The 19,448-nt window shown below is 62.7% G+C and carries 17 protein-coding genes and 3 tRNA genes; 15 read left to right on the top strand and 5 right to left on the bottom strand.

Annotated elements, in window-relative coordinates; genetic code table 11:
- Positions 1-495 (bottom strand): peptidylprolyl isomerase, encoded by a 495-nt coding sequence (locus tag G7026_RS17135; protein WP_181072129.1) that lies wholly within the window; start codon positions 493-495, stop codon positions 1-3.
- A gap of 221 nt (positions 496-716) precedes the next feature.
- Here G7026_RS17135 and G7026_RS17130 point away from each other — a divergent pair, with 221 nt between their 5' ends.
- From G7026_RS17130 to G7026_RS17115, 4 genes are all read left to right on the top strand, one after another.
- Positions 717-2,384, top strand: a complete 1,668-nt coding sequence (locus G7026_RS17130; protein WP_181072128.1) for a glutamine--tRNA ligase/YqeY domain fusion protein — start codon at positions 717-719, stop codon at positions 2,382-2,384.
- Complete coding sequence (gene cysS, locus G7026_RS17125; RefSeq protein WP_181072127.1) at positions 2,384-3,769, top strand: cysteine--tRNA ligase; 1,386 nt, start codon at positions 2,384-2,386, stop codon at positions 3,767-3,769. The genes G7026_RS17130 and cysS overlap by 1 nt, the downstream gene beginning before the upstream one ends.
- Positions 3,770-3,832: 63 nt before the next feature.
- Positions 3,833-4,174: an FKBP-type peptidyl-prolyl cis-trans isomerase gene (locus G7026_RS17120; protein ID WP_181072126.1), complete on the top strand. Its 342-nt coding sequence runs from the start codon at positions 3,833-3,835 to the stop codon at positions 4,172-4,174.
- Between the two features lie 55 nt (positions 4,175-4,229).
- Positions 4,230-6,206 carry a DEAD/DEAH box helicase gene (locus G7026_RS17115; protein WP_181072125.1) on the top strand — a complete coding sequence of 659 codons (1,977 nt, stop codon included), beginning with the start codon at positions 4,230-4,232 and terminating at the stop codon, positions 6,204-6,206.
- Here the strand turns inward: G7026_RS17115 and G7026_RS17110 are convergent.
- The gene (locus G7026_RS17110) at positions 6,203-8,056 is read right to left on the bottom strand and encodes a sigma-54-dependent Fis family transcriptional regulator (protein ID WP_181072124.1); all 1,854 of its coding nucleotides are present in this window, start codon (positions 8,054-8,056) and stop codon (positions 6,203-6,205) included. The genes G7026_RS17115 and G7026_RS17110 overlap by 4 nt on opposite strands.
- A 223-nt stretch (positions 8,057-8,279) precedes the next feature.
- On the opposite strand from G7026_RS17110, the gene G7026_RS17105 reads away from it, so the two are divergent.
- Genes G7026_RS17105 through G7026_RS17080 form a run of 6 tightly spaced genes read left to right on the top strand, consistent with a single transcriptional unit; the run spans position 8,280 to position 14,206 of the window.
- Positions 8,280-9,362: an ABC transporter ATP-binding protein gene (locus tag G7026_RS17105; RefSeq protein ID WP_181072123.1), complete on the top strand. Its 1,083-nt coding sequence runs from the start codon at positions 8,280-8,282 to the stop codon at positions 9,360-9,362.
- A gap of 9 nt (positions 9,363-9,371) precedes the next feature.
- Positions 9,372-10,469: an ABC transporter ATP-binding protein gene (locus tag G7026_RS17100; RefSeq protein ID WP_181072122.1), complete on the top strand. Its 1,098-nt coding sequence runs from the start codon at positions 9,372-9,374 to the stop codon at positions 10,467-10,469.
- Positions 10,466-11,332, top strand: a complete 867-nt coding sequence (locus G7026_RS17095) for a carbohydrate ABC transporter permease (RefSeq protein WP_181072121.1) — start codon at positions 10,466-10,468, stop codon at positions 11,330-11,332. The genes G7026_RS17100 and G7026_RS17095 overlap by 4 nt, the downstream gene beginning before the upstream one ends.
- A 10-nt stretch (positions 11,333-11,342) precedes the next feature.
- A complete protein-coding gene (locus G7026_RS17090) occupies positions 11,343-12,143 on the top strand; it encodes a carbohydrate ABC transporter permease (RefSeq protein ID WP_181072120.1) in 801 nt (266 codons plus the stop codon).
- 9 nt (positions 12,144-12,152) lie between these two features.
- The gene (locus G7026_RS17085) at positions 12,153-12,425 is read left to right on the top strand and encodes a DUF2160 domain-containing protein (protein WP_181072119.1); all 273 of its coding nucleotides are present in this window, start codon (positions 12,153-12,155) and stop codon (positions 12,423-12,425) included.
- Positions 12,426-12,466: 41 nt separating this feature from the next.
- Positions 12,467-14,206 carry an ABC transporter substrate-binding protein gene (locus G7026_RS17080; RefSeq protein ID WP_181072118.1) on the top strand — a complete coding sequence of 580 codons (1,740 nt, stop codon included), beginning with the start codon at positions 12,467-12,469 and terminating at the stop codon, positions 14,204-14,206.
- Positions 14,207-14,274: 68 nt separating this feature from the next.
- Here the strand turns inward: G7026_RS17080 and folD are convergent, their stop codons facing one another.
- Positions 14,275-15,129 carry a bifunctional methylenetetrahydrofolate dehydrogenase/methenyltetrahydrofolate cyclohydrolase FolD gene (folD, locus tag G7026_RS17075; RefSeq protein ID WP_181072117.1) on the bottom strand — a complete coding sequence of 285 codons (855 nt, stop codon included), beginning with the start codon at positions 15,127-15,129 and terminating at the stop codon, positions 14,275-14,277.
- Positions 15,130-15,397: 268 nt separating this feature from the next.
- Here folD and G7026_RS17070 point away from each other — a divergent pair.
- The 3 genes from G7026_RS17070 (at position 15,398) to G7026_RS17060 (ending at position 15,720) form a co-directional block, all read left to right on the top strand.
- Positions 15,398-15,474: transfer RNA gene (locus G7026_RS17070), tRNA-Arg, on the top strand.
- A 31-nt stretch (positions 15,475-15,505) separates the two neighbouring features.
- Positions 15,506-15,581 (top strand) — tRNA-His (locus G7026_RS17065).
- A gap of 54 nt (positions 15,582-15,635) precedes the next feature.
- Positions 15,636-15,720 (top strand) — tRNA-Leu (locus G7026_RS17060).
- Positions 15,721-15,876: 156 nt separating this feature from the next.
- Here G7026_RS17060 and G7026_RS17055 read toward each other — a convergent pair.
- Together G7026_RS17055 and G7026_RS17050 are read right to left on the bottom strand one after the other, a co-directional pair.
- Positions 15,877-16,569, bottom strand: a complete 693-nt coding sequence (locus G7026_RS17055) for an RES family NAD+ phosphorylase (RefSeq protein WP_181072116.1) — start codon at positions 16,567-16,569, stop codon at positions 15,877-15,879.
- Entirely contained in the window at positions 16,563-16,967 is a 405-nt protein-coding gene (locus G7026_RS17050; RefSeq protein ID WP_181072115.1) for an antitoxin Xre-like helix-turn-helix domain-containing protein, read from the bottom strand. Before G7026_RS17050 ends, G7026_RS17055 begins: the two co-directional genes overlap by 7 nt.
- Positions 16,968-17,360: 393 nt before the next feature.
- Between G7026_RS17050 and tig the strand changes: the two genes are divergently transcribed.
- Positions 17,361-18,671: a trigger factor gene (gene tig / locus G7026_RS17045; protein ID WP_181072114.1), complete on the top strand. Its 1,311-nt coding sequence runs from the start codon at positions 17,361-17,363 to the stop codon at positions 18,669-18,671.
- A gap of 90 nt (positions 18,672-18,761) precedes the next feature.
- The gene (clpP, locus tag G7026_RS17040) at positions 18,762-19,406 is read left to right on the top strand and encodes an ATP-dependent Clp endopeptidase proteolytic subunit ClpP (RefSeq protein ID WP_138407454.1); all 645 of its coding nucleotides are present in this window, start codon (positions 18,762-18,764) and stop codon (positions 19,404-19,406) included.
- Positions 19,407-19,448: the final 42 nt, after the last annotated feature.

Raw genomic sequence — 19,448 nt, 5'->3', positions numbered from 1 at the left:
TCACTCGACAATTTCGGCCTTTTCGATGATGACGTCGTCTACCGGCACGTCCTGGTGACCCGACTTCATGGTCGTCGCCACGGCCTTGATCTTGTTCACCACGTCCATGCCTTCGGTGACTTCGCCGAACACGGTATAGCCCCAACCCTGTACGGTCGGCGCGGTGTGATCGAGGAAGGTGTTGTCGGCGACGTTGATGAAGAATTGCGCCGAGGCCGAGTGCGGCTCCATGGTCCGTGCCATGGCGACGGTGCCGACCTTGTTCGACAGGCCGTTGTTGGCCTCGTTCTTGATCGGCGTGCGGGTTGGCTTCTGCTTCATGCCCGGCTCGAAGCCACCGCCCTGGATCATGAAGTTGCCGATCACCCGGTGAAATACCGTGTTGTCGTAATGGCCGGCGCTCACGTATTCCTTGAAGTTGGCCACTGTGTCCGGGGCCTTGTCTTCGAACAGGTTGAGGGTGATGACGCCGTGGTTGGTGTGGAGTTTGATCATTTGAACTATTCCGTTTCGGTGGGCAGATAGCGTTGCGACAGTGACGCTGGAGCAAATGCTGCGCGGTTTCAGCACGGATCGCTGCCTCGTACCGTCATTACCGGAGTCAGGGTGGGCGTCGGGCGCTTTGCTCTGTCAGGGTTTTGACGGGTCCGCTATCATAAGCCCTTTGATCTGACCGGCCTACCCTGAGCCGCGTACCGCATAACGTTAAGGACGCCATGAGCAAGCCCGAGACTGTCGCCGCTTCGAACTTTCTTCGCCCCATCGTCCAGGCCGATCTGGATACCGGTAAACATGCGAAGGTCATCACCCGCTTCCCGCCGGAGCCCAACGGCTACCTGCACATTGGCCATGCCAAGTCGATCTGCCTGAACTTCGGCCTGGCCGAGGAGTTTGGTGGCGAGTGCAACCTGCGCTTCGACGACACCAACCCGGCCAAGGAAGACCAGGAATACATCGATGCGATCAAGAGCGACGTGCAGTGGCTGGGCTTCCAGTGGGCGGGCGAAGAGCGTTACGCCTCGAACTATTTCGATCAGCTGCACGACTGGGCGATCCACCTGATCGAGGCCGGCAAGGCCTACGTCGACGACTTGTCTCCAGAGCAGGCGCGCGAGTACCGCGGCACCCTGACCGAGCCGGGCAAGAACAGCCCGTTCCGTGACCGTAGCGTGGAGGAGAACCTCGACCTGTTCGCGCGGATGAAGGCCGGTGATTTCCCCGATGGCGCGCGAGCGCTGCGGGCGAAGATCGACATGGCCGCGCCGAACATGAACCTGCGCGACCCGATCCTCTATCGCATCCGTCACGCCCACCATCACCAGACGGGTGACAAGTGGTGCATCTACCCGAGCTACGACTTCACCCACGGTCAGTCGGACGCCCTCGAAGGCATCACCCACTCGATCTGCACCCTGGAGTTCGAAGATCATCGCCCGCTGTACGAGTGGTTCCTGGACAACCTGCCGGTACCCGCCAAGCCGCGCCAGTACGAATTCGCCCGGCTCAACCTGAACTACACCATCACCAGCAAGCGCAAACTCAAGCAACTGGTCGACGAGAAGCACGTCGGCGGTTGGGACGATCCGCGCATGTCGACGCTGTCCGGCTATCGCCGCCGTGGCTACACGCCGGCCTCGATCCGTACCTTCTGCGACATGATTGGCGTCAACCGCGCCGGCGGCGTTGTGGATATCGGCATGCTGGAATTCGCCATTCGCGAGGATCTGGATGCCAATGCCGCCCGTGCCATGTGCGTGCTCAAGCCGCTGAAGGTGGTGATCACCAACTACCCCGAAGGCAAGGTCGAGAACCTCGAGCTGCCGCGCCATCCGAAGCAGGACATGGGGGTGCGCGTGCTGCCGTTCTCCCGCGAGCTGTACATCGATGCCAGCGACTTCGAGGAAGTCCCGCCGGCTGGCTACAAGCGGCTGATTCCCGGCGGGGAAGTGCGCCTGCGTGGCAGCTATGTGATCCGCGCCGACGAGGCGATCAAGGACGCCGATGGCAATGTCGTCGAACTGCGTTGCTCCTATGACGAGAACACCCTTGGCAAGAACCCGGAAGGGCGCAAGGTCAAGGGCGTGATCCATTGGGTGCCGGCCTCCGAGAGCATCGAATGCGAGGTGCGTCTGTATGACCGCCTGTTCCGTTCGGCCAATCCGGAAAAGAGCGAAGAGGGCGGCAGCTTCCTCGACAACATCAACCCGGATTCGCTGGTCGTACTGACCGGCTGCCGCGCCGAGCCGTCTCTGGCGCAGGCGCAGCCTGAAGAGCGCTTCCAGTTCGAGCGCGAAGGTTACTTCTGCGCCGACCTGAAGGACTCCAGGCCCGGCGCGCCGGTATTCAACCGCACCGTCACCCTGCGCGATTCGTGGGGGCAGTAATGGCGCTCTCGATCTACAACACGCTCAGCAAGACCAAGGAAGCCTTCCAGCCATTGGAAGGCAACAGCGTGCGCATGTACGTCTGCGGCATGACCGTCTACGACTACTGCCACCTGGGTCATGGGCGCAGCATGGTCGCCTTCGACGTGATCACCCGCTGGTTGCGCCACAGCGGTTATGACCTGACGTACGTGCGCAACATCACCGATATCGACGACAAGATCATCAATCGCGCCCGCGAGAACGGCGAGGCTTTCGATGTGCTCACCGAGCGCATGATCGCCGCGATGCACGAGGACGAAGCGCGCCTCAACATCCTCAAGCCGGACCAGGAACCACGCGCGACCGATCACATCGCCGGCATGCACGCCATGATCCAGACGCTGATCGACAAGGGCTTCGCCTACGCGCCGGGCAACGGCGACGTGTACTACCGCGTCGGGCGCTTCGCCGGCTACGGCAAGCTTTCGCGCCGGAAAATCGAAGACCTGCGTATCGGTGCCCGCATCGAGCCGGGCGAGTCCAAGGAAGACCCACTGGACTTCGTGCTCTGGAAGGGCGCCAAGCCCGGCGAGCCGAGCTGGGATTCGCCGTGGGGCAAGGGCCGGCCCGGCTGGCACATCGAATGCTCGGTGATGTCCACCTGCTGCCTGGGCGAATCGTTCGACATCCATGGCGGCGGCAACGATCTGGAATTCCCGCACCACGAGAACGAGATCGCCCAGAGCGAGGCGGCCACCGGCAAGCCCTACGCCAAATCCTGGCTGCACTGCGGGATGATCACCATCAACGGCGAGAAGATGTCCAAGTCGCTGGGCAACTTCTTCACCATCCGCGAAGTGCTGGAGAAGTATCACCCCGAGGTGGTGCGCTACCTGCTGATCGCCAGCCACTACCGCAGCCCGATCAACTATTCGGAAGACAACCTGCGCGAAGCCAAAGCCGCGCTTGAGCGCTTCTACAACGCGCTCAAGGGCCTGTCGGTCGCAGAGCCTGCCGGTGGCGAGGCTTATGTGGAGCGCTTCGGCGCGTCGATGGACGATGACTTCAATACGGCCGGCGCCTGCTCGGTGCTCTTCGAGCTCGCCCGGGAAGTCAATCGCCTGCGCGACAGCGAGCCGGAAACGGCGGCCGCGCTCGGGGCACGGCTCAAGCAGCTGGGCGGATTGCTCGGCGTGCTGCAGCTGGATCCGGACGCTTTCCTCCAGGCTGGCGCCGAAGGCAAGGTCGACGCCGCCGAGGTCGAGGCGCTGATCGCCGCGCGCCTGCAGGCGCGTGCCGAAAAGAACTGGGCCGAATCCGACCGTATCCGCGACCAGCTGAGCGCCATGGGCGTGGTCCTTGAAGACGGCAAGGGCGGTACCACCTGGCGCCTGGCCGATTAGTCCGGCTGGATGACCGAGCGCCGCCTGCGGGCGGCGTTTTTCATGGCGAAACGAGGAGCGGCGATGAGCACGCAGTTGCAGGTTGAAGATCTGGTGGTGGGCGACGGCAAGGAAGTGGTCAAGGGTGCCCTGATCACCACGCACTACGATGGCACGCTGGAGGACGGCACGCGGTTCGATTCTTCCCACGTACGCGGCAAGCCGTTTCAATGCGTGATCGGTACCGGCCGGGTCATAAAGGGCTGGGACCAGGGGCTGATGGGGATGCGCGTCGGCGGCAAGCGCAGGCTGTTCGTGCCGGCGTCGCTGGCCTACGGCGAGCGGCAGGTGGGCGAACACATCAAGCCGCACTCCAACCTGATCTTCGAGATCGAGTTGCTTGAAGTGCTGACCCGCGACGACTGATCCAGAACGAGCCGACTTGCCTTCGGCTACCTCACTTCCGGTTGGACCGTTTCTGATGCCCTCCGCTGTACAGCGCTATACGCAGATCCTCGCCAAGGCGCTCGAGCGCTATTTCCCTCGTACCACCGCCTACTTGCGGGCCGAGCGCGACGCCGCTGCCTACGCGGCGAAACCCAAGCGGCGCAAGGCCGCGACGCAGCCGCGCAAGGCATCAGCCAAGGGCAAACCGACTACCAGCGAGGGGGCCGGAAAGCGTAAGGCAACCGCCGCCAAACCGAAGACCACCCGCACGCGGGGCATCTACAGCGCGACGGCGATGCCGGTGACGGAGGCTCGGATCCGGGCGATGCGGACCCAGGTCGCTGCCGCGGCGCGCGCCGGTGTGGTCAGCGAACCGTCCCCGGCGCAGTGGGCAATGATCCTGAGCGATCAGCCGCTGACCCGCATCTTCGCCGGTGCCGGATCGGGCAAGTCGACGACACTGGTGCTGCGCCTGGTGTTCATGCTCTGCCACCTGGGTATCGAGCCCGGGCGCATCACGGTGATCTCCTTCACCAATGCCTCCTGCGCGGAGTTGCGCGAGCAGCTGATCAGGGTACTCGCGTTCTGGCAGCATCCGTTCGACCCGGCGCAGGCGCGCCAGTGTGTGCGCACCTTTCACTCGGCGATGGGGGTGATGGCCAAGGCCCTGCTGGGTAACCCCGCCTGGTTCGAGCAGCTGGGCGAGGGTGCAGCGGCCGGAGCCAGGGAGCTGGACAACCCCCTTGCGGGTGGCAGGCTTGGCGCTGCGCAGCGGCAGGTCCTGCAACAGGCGTACGACACCGCGTATGCCACCGATGCACGCTTTCGCGGCCACGTGCACGAGCTGCTCGGTTCGCCACCGCCAGCCGAAAGCGAGCCGCTGCCCAACGCGCCGACGACGCCCTTCAGGCTCGAAGGCGAGCTGAAACCGACTCCGCTGCACGAAGCCTTCTTCCAGCAGGCCGCATTCATGCAGAGCATCGGCCTGCGCATCGACAGCCTGGAGCCGCAGGCGCTGGCCTGCAGCGCCCGCGAGCGGATGTTCTGTGAGGCGCTGGTGCTGTTCTGGGAACATTTCCAGGCCGCGCTGCGAGCCCGCTCCCTGATGACCTACGATGACGCCTTTGCCCAACTGACTGCGCGGCTTGCCGGCAACGAGCCGATTCCCGCCGAGCTGCTCGAGCCGTTCGGGCATCTCTTGATCGACGAATTCCAGGATATCTCCCCACAGATCGTGCAGTGGCTGCAGGCGTTGCACCGGCGTCTGGACGGCGAACGGCGGGCGGTCAGCCTGATGGCCATCGGGGATGACTGGCAATCTATCTACGGCTGGCGGGGCAGTTCGCCGGAGCTGTTCATTGATTTCGACCGGCATTTCCCGGTCAAGGGCAAGGCTCGCAGCGCGCAGTTGGTGCTGGGTACCAACTACCGCTCCATCGAGCCGATCATTCGCGACGGGGAGGCGGTGCTCTCGGCCGTTGCCTGCAAGCAGCCCAAGCAGAGCGAAGCGGTTCGGCCGCTGCAGGACGGCGACCACGGCGTTCTGCTGGTCACGCCGTTCGATATCCGCACGGGCTTGCAGGGGTTGCTGCAGGAGATCGCGAAGCAGTGTCGGCATGCCGCCGCTCGCGGCGGGCGCGAACGGACGGCGGTCCTGCTGCTCAGCCGCCGAAACGAGCCCCTCAAGCAGATTCAGGCACAGTTGGGCGCCGGGTTACCGGTGAAGGCGATGACGATTCACCGGGCCAAGGGGCTGCAGGCCGAAGTGGCGATCATCGTCGACGACTGCCTGCCGGGCGCCACGCATCCGCTGCGCAATGCGCTGTATGCCCGGTGCGGTTTCTTTCGCAGCAGCTATGACCAGGCGATGGCCGATGAATCGCTGCGACTGGCCTACGTCGCGATCACGAGGGGCGTGAGCCGGGTGCTCTGGTTCGCCCGCAAGCCCCAGGGCGCCACCGCGCTGCTCGCTCAGCGTCAGTCGCATGGCAGCGGCGCGTCAAACGGCTAGGCAGAGTCGATCGACGCGTAGAGCCCTTCGGCGCGCAGGCGCTTGTAGAGCGTGTTGCGGCTGATGCCCAGGCGCCGCGCGAGGTTCGAGACGTTGCCGCCGCACGCAGCGAGCTGTTCGCTTAAGGCCCTGCCGTCGAGCGATCGGAACGGCACCACTTCGGAGAGGGCGGCCAGGGGTGGGCGCTCGCACGTCGAGGCGCCGAGGTCGGCGAAGAAGTCTTCCGGCAGATGCTCGAGGCCTATCGGCTGCTCCTCGGCGAGCGCCAGCGCGACCTGAATCACGCTGCTGGCCTGACGCAGATTGCCCGGCCAGGGATGCCGCGCGAAGAGGTCCAGCACCTCCTGACTCATGCCCTGCGTCTGATACGGCTCGCGGTGCTGCGCCCACAGCTGCTGAAACAGCGCCCGGCGGTCGTTGCGTTCGCGTAGCGGCGGCAGTGTCAGGTTCAGCCCGCTGATGCGGTAGTACAGGTCCTGCCTGAAGCGCCCAGCGTGGACCTCCTCGCGTAGCGATCGATGGGTGGCGCAGATCAGCCGAAAATCCGCCGCGCAGGGCTCGCCGCCGCCGAGCGGCTGCACACGGCGTTCCTGCAGCGCGCGTAACAGCCGTGCTTGAAGCCCTAACGGCATGTCGCCGATCTCGTCGAGAAACAGGATGCCTCCGTTGGCCTTGCGGATCAGTCCGACGCTGCCCTTGTGACTGGCGCCGGTAAAGGCGCCTTTTTCATAGCCGAACAGCTCGGCCTCGATCAGCTCGGCCGGTATCGCCGCGCAGTTCACGGCCACCAGTGGCGCATCGGCCCGGGTGCTCTGGCGATGCAGGGCCTTGACCAGCACTTCCTTGCCGACGCCGGTTTCGCCGTGAATGAGGATCGGAATGTCCTTCTCCAGCAGGCGCTGGGCCTGGCTCACCATCTTGTGCACGTGGGGGTCGCCCAGCTCGATGGCAGGGGATGCTTGCCGGTGCGCACAGGGCTGGGCGTGGGACCTTGGCCGCAGCGGCCGGCGAATTCGACCATGGAAGCGATGCCGACCGGTCGCGTTCAGTACCAGCGGGCGATTCTCGGGATGATCCAGCAGCTGGCGCAGCGGCAGGTCGAACAGCGACTCGATGCGCATCCGCGCCAGCGGCATGCCCAGCAGGCTGTCGGCCCGCCGGTTGGCGCAGACCACTTCACCCGTATCGTCGAAGATCAGCAGGCCGGCCCATTGGCTGTCGATGCTGTCCTGCCCGGTGTTGAAGGTCAGCTGGAAATAATCGTCATGGAACAGGTTGAGCAGCAGGCGGTTCTCCACCGACTGGCTCATCACCTTGACCATGCCGAGGGTGTGGGAGGGCGGCAGGTAACTGTCGCTGGATACATCGAGCACGCCGACTAGACGCCGCTCGGCATCGAAAATCGGCGCCGCCGCGCCGGTGAGATAGCGGTTGGCCTCGAGGAAATGCTCGTCGCGCTGTATGTGTACCGCCTGGCCGCTGAACAGCGCCGTGCCGATCGCGTTGGTGCCGGTGGTGCGCTCGACCCAGCTGGCGCCGCTGGCGAACCCGGCCTGCTGCGTCGGTTCGACGAAGCGTCGGTCACCCCAGGACTGCAGAAGCCGACCCTGGTCATCGGCCAGCAGGATCAGGCAACGGGTGTTGGAGAGGATGTTGTCGTAATAGGGCAGCACCTCGCGCTGGGTGGTGTGCACCAGGCGTTGTCGCCGCTCGAGCAGGAGACTGACCTCGTCGGCAGCGGATCGACCGAAGACCGGATGGCTGCGGTGGGTGAGACCGTATTCTTCGCACCGCACCCAGGATTCTCTGATCATGGCGTGATGGGATGCGACCTTGGCGCTCTGGACCATGGCTGTGCCTTGCGCGTTGCGCGTTCTTGTTGTTCTGGGTGAGGCTCGAAGGGAGCTAACTGAACAGTCTTGTTCAGATCTGTTCACTGTCAATGTTCGAAAATGTTCATTTGAACAGCGGCAAACCTTGCCTGGCGGAGGAAAAGCGCCGTGCAGACGCGGCCGTGGGGTCGTGGCATGGTTATCGCTATGGAGGTCGGCATGACAACCATAAGGATGCGTCATGTCACTCACCCTGGATCATGTCTCCAGAGCGGTGGACGGCCAGCTTCACATCGATGAGGCGAGCCTGCATTTCGAGCCCGGATCCTTCAACGTGCTGATTGGCCGCACGCTGTCCGGCAAGACCTCGCTGATGCGCCTGATGGCCGGGCTGGACAAGCCGACCCGCGGGCGAATCCTGATCAATGGCGTGGACGTGACCGGCGTGCCGGTGCGCAAGCGCAACGTGTCGATGGTCTATCAGCAGTTCATCAACTACCCGACCTTGAGTGTCTTCGAGAACATCGCCTCGCCGTTGCGCCAGGCTGGCGTAGGCCGGTCCGAAGTCGAGCGCAGGGTCCGTGAAACCGCCGAGATGCTGCACATCGAGGCGTATCTGGAGCGGCATCCGCTGGAGCTCTCCGGCGGGCAGCAGCAGCGTACGGCGATGGCACGTGCGCTGGTCAAGGATGCCGAGCTGGTTCTATTCGACGAGCCTCTGGTCAACCTCGACTACAAGCTGCGCGAGGAGCTGCGCCAGGAGATGCGCGAGCTGTTCCGTACCCGCCGCAGCATCGCGGTATACGCCACCACTGAGCCCAACGAGGCGCTGGCATTGGGTGGAACCGCCACCGTCCTGCACGAAGGGCGGGTGCTGCAGAGCGGGCCGACCGCCGACGTCTACCACCGGCCCAACCAGATGCTCGCGGCCGAGCTGTTCTCCGAGCCGCCGATCAACCTGTTGGCCGGACGCATCGCCGCCGCCGAGGTGAGCTTCATGGATTGCCTGCATTTTCCCCTGAATGCCGACCTGCGAACCCTCGGCGAGGGCGATTACCGCTTCGGCGTAAGGCCGAGCCACATCGGCCTGGTGCCTTCGAACGACGATGATCTTGAGGTGTCGGGTAGCGTCGAGCTGGCCGAAATCAGCGGCTCGGAAACCTTCCTCCACGTGCGCAACGACCACTTCGGCCTGGTCCTGCATCTGCAGGGCGTGCACGACTACCCGGTGGACTCTCCGATCCGCGTCTACATCCCCACCCACAAGCTGTTCGTGTTCGATGCGCAGGGCCGCCTGGCCCAGGCGCCGGCGCGGCGTGCCTAGGAGCTGGCCATGGCTGAAATCCGTTTGCAGAACCTGGCCCACAGCTACGCCGAACGCCCGGTCGGGCCGCAGGACTATGCGATCCGCGAGATGGACCATGTCTGGGAGCAGGGCGGCGCCTACGCCCTGCTGGGGCCGTCCGGCTGCGGCAAGTCGACCTTGCTCAACATCATCTCCGGATTGCTCAGTCCGTCCGAAGGCAAGGTGCTATTCGACTCCCGCGAGGTGAACCGGCTGACGCCGGAGCAGCGCAACATCGCCCAGGTTTTCCAGTTTCCGGTGGTGTACGACACCATGACGGTGTTCGACAACCTGGCGTTCCCGCTGCGCAATCAGGGCCTGGCCGAAACGCGGGTGACGAGCAAGGTGAACGAGGTCGCCGAGGTGCTCGACCTGCAGCGGGTGCTGAGCAGGAAGGCGCGAAACCTGACGGCGGATGAGAAGCAAAAAGTCTCGATGGGGCGCGGCCTCGTGCGTGACGACGTTTCCGCAATTCTCTTCGACGAACCGCTGACGGTGATAGACCCGCACCTGAAGTGGAAGCTGCGGCGCAAGCTCAAGCAGATCCACGAGCAGTTCAACATCACCATGATCTACGTCACCCACGATCAGCTGGAGGCCTCGACGTTCGCCGACAAGATCGCGGTGATGCACGGCGGGCAGATCGTCCAGTTCGGCACGCCGCGCGAGCTGTTCGAGCGGCCTCGCCACACCTTCGTCGGTTTTTTCGTCGGCAGCCCTGGGATGAATCTGATCGAGGTCAAGGCCGAGCAGGGCGGCGTCGGCTTCGGTGAACAGCATCTGCCGCTGCCCGAGGGGCTGCGTCGGCAGCTTCCGGCGCTTGTAGGCAAGCGCCTGCAGATCGGTATTCGCCCAGAGTTCGTCCATGTCGCCGACGAGCCTTGCGCCGGCGCGATGCAGGCCGAGGCGGTGCGTCTCGAAGACCTGGGCACCTACAAGATTCTGAGTTTTCGCCTGCAGGGGCATCTGCTCAAGGCCCGTCTGCCGGAGGAGCAGACCCTGGCGCGCGACGTCGTTTGGGTGTCCTTCCCGGCGCAGTGGCTGATGCTCTATGCCGATGACCTGCTGGTGGAGGCGCAGTCATGAACCGGACGCCCAACAACCGCGCTTGGTGGCTGGTGCTACCGGTGTTCGCACTGGTGGCCTTCAGCGCCATCCTGCCGATGATGACGGTGGTCAATTATTCGGTGCAGGATATTTTCGATTCCTCGACGCGCTTTCTGGTCGGTGCGGACTGGTACCGCCAGGTGCTGCGCGATCCGCGTCTGCACGACTCGCTGCTGCGCCAGTTCATCTTTTCCGGCTGCGTGCTGCTGATCCAGATTCCGCTGGGCATCGCCGTCGCGCTGACCATGCCGACCCGCGGGCGCTGGGCCTCGTTGTGCCTGATCGTGATGGCCATTCCCTTGCTCATTCCGTGGAACGTGGTGGGGACCATCTGGCAAATTTTCGGCCGTGCCGACATCGGCCTGCTCGGCTATGCGCTGAACGCGCTGGGGATCAGTTACAACTATGCTTCCAACACCCGTGATGCCTGGGTGACGGTGCTGGTGATGGACGTCTGGCACTGGACCTCGCTGGTGGCGCTGCTTTGCTATTCGGGGCTTCGCGCGATCCCGGACGTGTATTACCAGGCGGCGCGTATCGATCGCGCTTCGGCCTGGGCGGTGTTTCGCCACATCCAGCTGCCCAAGCTCAAGAGCGTGCTGCTGATCGCCGTGATGCTGCGCTTCATGGACAGCTTCATGATCTACACCGAGCCCTTCGTGCTCACCGGCGGCGGGCCTGGCAACGCGACCACCTTCCTCAGCCAGACGCTGACCAAGATGGCGGTCGGGCAGTTCGATCTCGGGCCGGCGGCGGCGTTCTCGCTGATCTATTTCCTCATCATCCTGCTGGTGTCCTGGCTGTTCTACACGGCCATGACGCACAGCGACCAGACACGCTGAGGAGCCGATGATGAGCCTGCGCAAGCGAGCCGTGCTGCTGATCTACATCCTCTTCCTGATGGTGCCCATCTACTGGCTGGTGAACATGTCGTTCAAGAGCAACACCGAGATACTCGGTGGGCTCACGCTCTGGCCGCGGGACTTCACCCTGGACAACTACCGGGTGATCTTCACCGACCGGTCCTGGTACAGCGGCTACATCAATTCGCTGTACTACGTCTGCCTCAACACGGTGATCTCGCTGGTGGTAGCGCTGCCGGCGGCGTACGCGTTCTCGCGGTTCCGCTTTCTCGGCGACAAGCACCTGTTCTTCTGGCTGCTGACCAACCGCATGGCGCCGCCCGCGGTGTTCCTGCTGCCGTTCTTCCAGCTCTATTCCTCCATCGGATTGTTCGATACCCACATCGCCGTGGCGTTGGCGCATTGCCTGTTCAACGTGCCGCTGGCGGTGTGGATTCTCGAAGGGTTCATGTCGGGCGTGCCCAAGGAGATCGACGAGACGGCCTACCTCGACGGCTACAGCTTTCCCAAGTTCTTCGTGAAGCTCTTCATCCCCTTGATCGGCTCGGGGATCGGCGTGACGGCGTTCTTCTGCTTCATGTTTTCCTGGGTGGAGCTGCTGCTGGCCCGCACCCTGACGTCGGTCGACGCCAAGCCCATCGTCGCGGTGATGACCCGAACCGTATCGGCCTCTGGCATCGACTGGGGCGTGCTCGCGGCGGCGGGAGTACTCACCATCCTACCCGGGATGCTGGTTATCTGGTTCGTTCGCAATCATGTGGCCAAGGGTTTCGCCCTTGGCCGGGTATAGGAGGGCGACATGAGCTGGATGGCCTGGACCCTGCCCACGGCGCTGTTCTTCTGCGCGATAGGGCTGACGCTGGTGACCATGACGGTATGGGAGCTACGCCATCCCTGCGCGCCACGCCGCGGCTGGCTGCCGATCACCACTACCCGGGGCGACCGGCTGTTCATCGGATTACTGGGCAGCGCCTACTGGCACCTGATGCTGGTGGGGCTGACCGACTGGAGCATCTGGATAGCGTCCGCGCTGTCCGTCGTCTGGTTGTTTGTGGTGATGCGCTGGGGGTGAGCCACAAGGCCGCTCTTCCGAATAACCCAATGGAGGTGTCTATGTTCGACAATAAAAACAACACCCGACAGGGCATGGCGCTGGCGGCCCTGCTGACGTTGTCCGGCGCCGCAGGCTCGGCCTGGGCCGATGCCTATGAAGAGGCAGCCAAGAAATGGATCGAATCCGAGTTCAACCCCTCGACGCTGACGCCCGAGCAGCAGATGGAGGAGTTGCGCTGGTTCATCAAGGCGGCCGAACCCTTCCGCGGCATGGATATCAACGTGGCGTCGGAGACCATCACCACCCACGAGTACGAATCCAAGACTCTGGCGCGCGCCTTTCAGGAGATCACCGGCATCAGGCTGCGCCATGACCTAATGCAGGAAGGCGATGTGGTTGAGAAACTGCAGACCCAGATGCAGTCAGGCAAGAACATCTACGACGGCTATATCAACGATTCGGACCTGATCGGCACCCATTTTCGCTATGGCAAGGCCGTCGCCATCAGCGACATGATCGAGAACGAGGCCAAGGACTACACCCTGCCGACCCTCGACCTGCAGGATTTCATCGGCCTGTCGTTCACCACCGGGCCGGACGGCAAGGTGTATCAGCTGCCGGTCCAGCAGTTCGCCAACCTCTACTGGTTCCGCGCCGATTGGTTCGAGCGGCCGGAACTCAAGGCCCAGTTCAAGGAGCGCTACGGCTATGAGCTGGGTGTGCCGGTCAACTGGTCGGCCTATGAGGACATCGCCGAGTTCTTCAGCAAGCACGTCAAGGAGATCGACGGGCAGCGCGTGTATGGCCATATGGATTACGGCAAGAAGGACCCGTCGCTGGGCTGGCGTTTCACCGATGCCTGGTTCTCCATGGCGGGCGCCGGCGACAAAGGTCTGCCCAACGGGCTGCCGGTGGACGAGTGGGGTATTCGCGTCGAAGACTGTCATCCAGTGGGCTCGAGCGTTTCGCGCGGCGGTGCGACCAACGGTCCGGCGGCCGTCTACGCCACCCAGAAATACGTCGACTGGATGCGCGAGTACGCGCCGCGTGAAGCGCAAGGCATGACCTTTTCCGAGTCCGGTCCGGTGCCTGCGCAGGGCAACATCGCCCAACAGATATTCTGGTACACCGCCTTCACGGCCGACATGACCAAGCCGGGGTTGCCGGTGGTCAACGAGGACGGCACGCCCAAGTGGCGCATGGCGCCGTCGCCGAAGGGGCCGTACTGGGAGGAGGGCATGAAGCTGGGTTATCAGGACGCCGGCGCATGGACCTTCCTTGACTCGACGCCGGAGAAGCGCCGGCTGGCGGCCTGGTTGTACGCGCAGTTCACCGTGTCCAAGACCGTATCGCTGAAGAAGACCCTGGTGGGGCTGACGCCGATTCGTGAGTCGGACATCAACTCCCAGGCGATGACCGAGGCGGCGCCGAAGCTGGGCGGCCTGGTGGAGTTCTATCGCAGCCCGGCACGGGTGCAGTGGACGCCGACCGGTACCAACGTGCCGGATTATCCGCGCCTGGCGCAGCTCTGGTGGCAGTTCATCGCCGAGGCGGCCAGCGGGGACAAGACGCCCCAGGAGGCGCTCGATGGCCTCGCCGAAGCCCAGGACACCATGATGGCGCGGCTGGAGCGCGCCAAGGTGCAACCCAAGTGCGGCCCCAAAATGAACGAGCCGCGCGACCCCGAGTACTGGCTGAGCCAGCCCGGCGCGCCGAAGCCCAAGCTGGCCAACGAAAAGCCGCAAGGCCAGACGGTGAGCTATGGGGAGCTGATCAAATCCTGGCAGACGCCGCGCTGATCGCTCGATACCCGTAACGCAAAACGGCACCCGAGGGTGCCGTTTTTTATGCCTGTTTCAGGCGGGCATCAGGCGTGCAGATGCTCGGCCGCATGCAGGGTGTTTTCCAACAGGCAGGCCCGGGTCATCGGGCCGACGCCGCCTGGCACCGGCGTGATCCAGCCGGCTCGCTGCGACGCCGGCTCGTACTCCACGTCGCCGACCAGCTTGCCATCGGCCTGCCGATTGATGCCGACGTCGATGACGATCGCCCCAGGCTTGATCCACTCGCCCTTGACCAGACCGGTAATGCCGGTGGCCACCACCACCAGGTCGGCGCGCCGAACGTGATCGGCCAGATCGCGGGTGAAGCGGTGAGTAACGGTGGTCGTGCAGCCGGCCAGCAACAGCTCGAGTGCCATCGGCCTGCCCACGATGTTCGATGCACCCACCACCACGGCGTCGAGTCCATAAAGGTCGACTCCGGTGCTCTGCAGCAGGGCCATGATGCCCTTGGGGGTGCAGGGGCGCAGCAGCGGCATGCGCTGAGCGAGTCGGCCAATGTTATAGGGATGGAAGCCGTCCACGTCCTTGTCGGGGCGGATGCGCTCGAGCAGCAGGGAGGCGTCCAGATGCTTGGGCAGCGGCAGCTGCACGAGAATGCCGTCTACAGACGCGTCTTCGTTGAGCTGGTCGATCAGTTCGAGCAGGGCATCCTGCGCGGTGTCGGCGGGTAGGTCGTAGGCCTGGGACTTGAAGCCGACCTCTTCGCAGTCCTTGCGCTTGTGGGCCACATATACCTGCGAAGCCGGATCGGTGCCGACCAGGATCACCGCCAGGCCAGGTGCCCGCAGACCCTGCTCGCGGCGCTCGGTGACCCGCTTGGCTATCTGCTGGCGGATATTGGCTGCGATCGTTTTACCGTCGATCAATTGTGCGGTCATGACGCTTGGCTAACCATCGGATGGGTTGAAAAAGGACGCGCATTCTCGCATGGTGAGTCGGTCCGGCAAAGGCGGCGAGTCCCGGTTTTCCTGTAACTCCTTTATCTCGCTGAAATTTTTCGAAATTTGCTGTTGACGGGTAGCGGGCTGCTCTATAAGATTCGCCCCGCTTGTCGAGCACAGCCTGGCGCTGGGTAAGATGGCAGTGAAGGAGCAATCCTTCGCAGCCGGAGCTTCAAGTCTGCGCTCCGAACAGAATGCAGATAAAGCGCCCGTAGCTCAGCTGGATAGAGCATCCGCCTTCTAAGCGGATGGTCGCAGGTTCGAGTCCTGCCGGGTGCGCCATTAGGCCTCTGGCACAAGCAAATGTAATATGGTGGGCGTAGCTCAGTTGGTAGAGCACAGGATTGTGGCTCCTGGTGTCGTGGGTTCGATCCCCATCGTCCACCCCATATTCGAAAAGCGCCAGGCACCTCGCCTGGCGCTTTTGTTTAAAGCCCGTTTTTGCGGACGTGGTGAAATTGGTAGACACACCAGATTTAGGTTCTGGCGCCGCAAGGTGTGAGAGTTCGAGTCTCTCCGTCCGCACCATTACATATCGCTGTAATGACGAGTTGCTGAAAGCCCCTTAATTGGGGCTTTTTTGTGCCTGTCGTTTAGCGATTGGGCGTTATCAGGCGCGGGGTAGGGCGCTGATGTCTTCAGGTCGACGCATGCAGAGTGGGCGAACGCTGGTCTCTGCCCTGCTTATACGGCGCTGATGGCGCTGATGCTGGAGATGCGGCCGTTCCAGATCATCTCGTAATGGGCTGTCTGGATGATCGAGAAAACAGGCTTGGGCGTCATCAGTGCCCAGCAATCCTTTCCTTCTTCTCTTACCGATCGATAACGCAAGCCTGGCCTCACTGCCTCCTTGATCAATCTTCCAAGATGCCGTGAATGCCTGTAGTCGCTTGGGTGGTAGAGGGGGTCGGTGGCTGGTATGCCCGTGGCGTCAAGCATGCCGGTTTCGTCGAACAGGCACGACAATCCGCGAAAGACGAATCGCTCGAAGTTCAGATCGTCGACTTTCGACCAATACAGTTCTTGATGATGGTGCACCTCCGCCAGGGCTGTGTCCATGGTCGCTGCAAGGTAAAGCACACCGTAGGTGCCATCGCTGAAACGCGACCCCGAGGGGTTCACGTGGGTGAAGGGTGCTGTTGCGTAAGAGCAGCCCGGGATGCCGAAGGGGATTTCGCTGCGAGGGATCAGTTCCAGCCGGCCGGCCTCGTTTTGCAGTCTTGGATTGGTCAGGGCCTGCAACTGATACAGCGTTTCGAAATCGCTGGCGTCCGCGACGTCATCGAACAGCGCAATGGGTGGAAATTTGGAGTTGACCAGTCGATAGGCCTGCAGCTCGCCGCCGGTTCGCCCCGGTAGCTGGTCGGGCGTTACCACTGCGCGCCTCGCAGGCTGTCGATGCGTCTGAACGTTTCGTAGAGGGAGATCATGTCCCCTTGTGACATGACGTCCAGTGGGGATCGCCCGTTGAAAAAGGCGTTGCGGTTGGCCATGGCCGGGAAGCCGTATGCGTTTTCCGGATTGTCGAACATCGCCCGCAGCGCGGCATGAATATTCAGTACGAAGCTGATGCGCTGCATCTGGTCCGAGTCGAGGCTCACCGACCACGCGGAATCGCGGAGCTTGGCCCTGGTGTGAGTGCTGCGTGAGATCCGCAGGATTCGGCAGGCTTGTTCGGTCGATGCCTGCCATTTATCGAGAATACTCACGGCGGCTCTTAGCCCGGTGGCGCCCTGATCCTTGGTAAGTGGTTGCGCTTGAAGAATTGCGGTCATGGCTGATTCCTCGTGTCTGTAGATGCAATATAGCATCCAATGAGTCTGTAGAAGAAATAGCGCGCATTGTGCGCTACGCGGCCGGCTTCGTTAGTAGGGCGGTGTGCTCCGCCTAAACTGGCAGTTGTCGTGGTTGCACCTGGGCTGTCGTCGAGGCCTGATCCTGTTTGCCGATCTGTGATTTGCGACGCTTGGAACTGGCTGCGCTACCCTTCCTTTTCTTTTCGCATTTTTCTTCTTTTGCTTTCCCGGAGCCTGTAGGCCGCGTCATGCGTCTGCTGCGAGCGATACGGGAAGCGGGTGCGGGGTGACTTCTGTCAGTCGAGTCACTAGAATGCATGCCCATTCTTGGGCCGGAACGCCCGGCTAATGTCTGTGCAACGAGGAAAATACATGCAAGTTTCTGTTGAAAGCACCTCCGCTCTTGAGCGCCGCATGACCATCGGCGTGCCCGCCGAGCGCATCGAGACCGAAGTCAACAAGCGTCTGCAGCAGACTGCCAGCCGGGCGAAGATCCCGGGCTTCCGCCCTGGCAAGGTGCCCATGAGCGTCATTCGTCAGCGTTACGAAGCCGCTGCGCGCCAGGAAGTGCTGGGTGATGTCATTCAGGCGACCTTCTATGAGGCCGTGGTTTCCGAGAAGCTGAATCCGGCCGGCGCACCGGCTGTCGAGCCGAAAGTGTTCGAAAAAGGTAAGGATCTGGAATACATCGCTACCTTCGAAGTATTCCCGGAATTCGAAGTGGCCGGTTTCGATGGCATTGAAGTCGAACGCCTGAGCGCGGATGTTGCCGATTCGGACGTCGACAACATGCTGGAAATCCTGCGCAAGCAGAATACTCGCTACGAAGCGGTCGATCGCGCTGCCGAGAATGGCGACCAGCTGACCATCGATTTCGTAGGCAAGATCGACGGCGAAGCCTTTGCCGGCGGTTCGGCGAACGGCACTCAACTGGTGCTGGGTTCGGGCCGCATGATCCCGGGCTTCGAGGATGCGCTGGTTGGCGTCAAGGCTGGTGAGGAGCGTGTGATCAACCCGACGTTCCCCGAGGATTACCAGAATCTGGATCTGGCCGGTAAAACCGCCGAGTTCACCGTAACCGTCAGTGCAGTTGCTGCACCCCAGCTGCCGGAGCTGAACGAAGAGTTCTTCGCCCAGTTCGGCGTTCAGGAAGGCGGTCTGGACGGCTTCCGCGCCGAGGTTCGCAAGAACATGGAGCGTGAGCTGCGCCAGGCGATCAAGTCCAAGGTGAAAAACCAGGTAATGGAAGGGCTGATCACCACCAACCAGATCGACGCCCCGAAATCCCTGATCGACAACGAAGTCAATCGCCTTCGCGTCCAGGCTGTCCAGCAGTTCGGCGGCAACATCCAGCCCGATCAGCTGCCTGCCGAGCTGTTTCAGGAGCAAGCCAAGCGCCGCGTCGTGCTGGGTCTGATCGTGGCCGAAGTGGTCAAGCAAAAAGAGCTCAAGCCTGACGAAGCCCGCGTCCGCGAGCTGATCGAAGAGATGGCTTCGGCCTATCAGGAGCCTGAGCAGGTGGTGTCCTGGTACTACAAGAACGACGAGCAAATGAACGAAGTCCGCTCGGTTGTGCTCGAAGAGCAAGTTGTAGATACTGTTCTGCAGCAGGCTAAAGTGACCGACAAATCGGTCTCCTACGAAGAAGCAGTGAAGCCTGTGGAAGCGCCGCAAGCCGCCTGACTTTCTTCACATCGTTTGATGCGCAACCATAAGCCAGCCTCGTGCTGGCTTATGTCTTTGACGGCATGACATAGGGAGTATCGCTGGAACATGTCCCGTAATTCTTACATGCAAGCGCAAGCACCGGACATTCAGGCCGCCGGCGGTCTGGTCCCGATGGTTATCGAGCAATCGGCCCGCGGTGAGCGTGCGTACGACATCTATTCTCGCCTCCTGAAGGAGCGCGTGATTTTCATGGTCGGTCAGGTCGAAGACTATATGGCCAACCTGATCGTCGCGCAGTTGCTGTTCCTTGAGGCGGAGAATCCGGACAAGGACATCCACCTGTACATCAACTCGCCGGGCGGTTCGGTTACCGCTGGGATGGCCATCTACGACACCATGCAGTTCATCAAGCCCGACGTTTCGACGATCTGCATCGGTCAGGCCTGCAGCATGGGTGCTCTGCTACTCGCCGGCGGCGCCGCTGGCAAGCGCTACTGCCTGCCGCATTCGCGGATGATGATTCACCAGCCGCTGGGCGGTTTCCAGGGGCAGGCCTCGGACATTGAAATCCATGCCCGTGAAATCCTGACGATCCGCGAGCGGTTGAACAAGGTCCTGGCCGAGCATACCGGTCAGCCGATCGAGGTCATTGCCCGCGATACCGACCGCGACAACTTCATGAGCGGCGACGATGCCGTCACCTACGGCCTGATTGACCAGGTTCTGCGTCACCGTCAGGTCGCCAGCTGATTCCACTAGGGTCTGCGATGTCCGGCTACCTCGTGGGCTTGA

Origin of the sequence: Stutzerimonas azotifigens, assembly GCF_013522725.1 — a bacterium.
In the GTDB taxonomy this organism is placed as follows: domain Bacteria; phylum Pseudomonadota; class Gammaproteobacteria; order Pseudomonadales; family Pseudomonadaceae; genus Stutzerimonas; species Stutzerimonas azotifigens_A.
The sequence above is the reverse complement of the archived record's forward strand: the minus strand, read 5'-3'. Positions and strand labels throughout refer to the sequence as shown.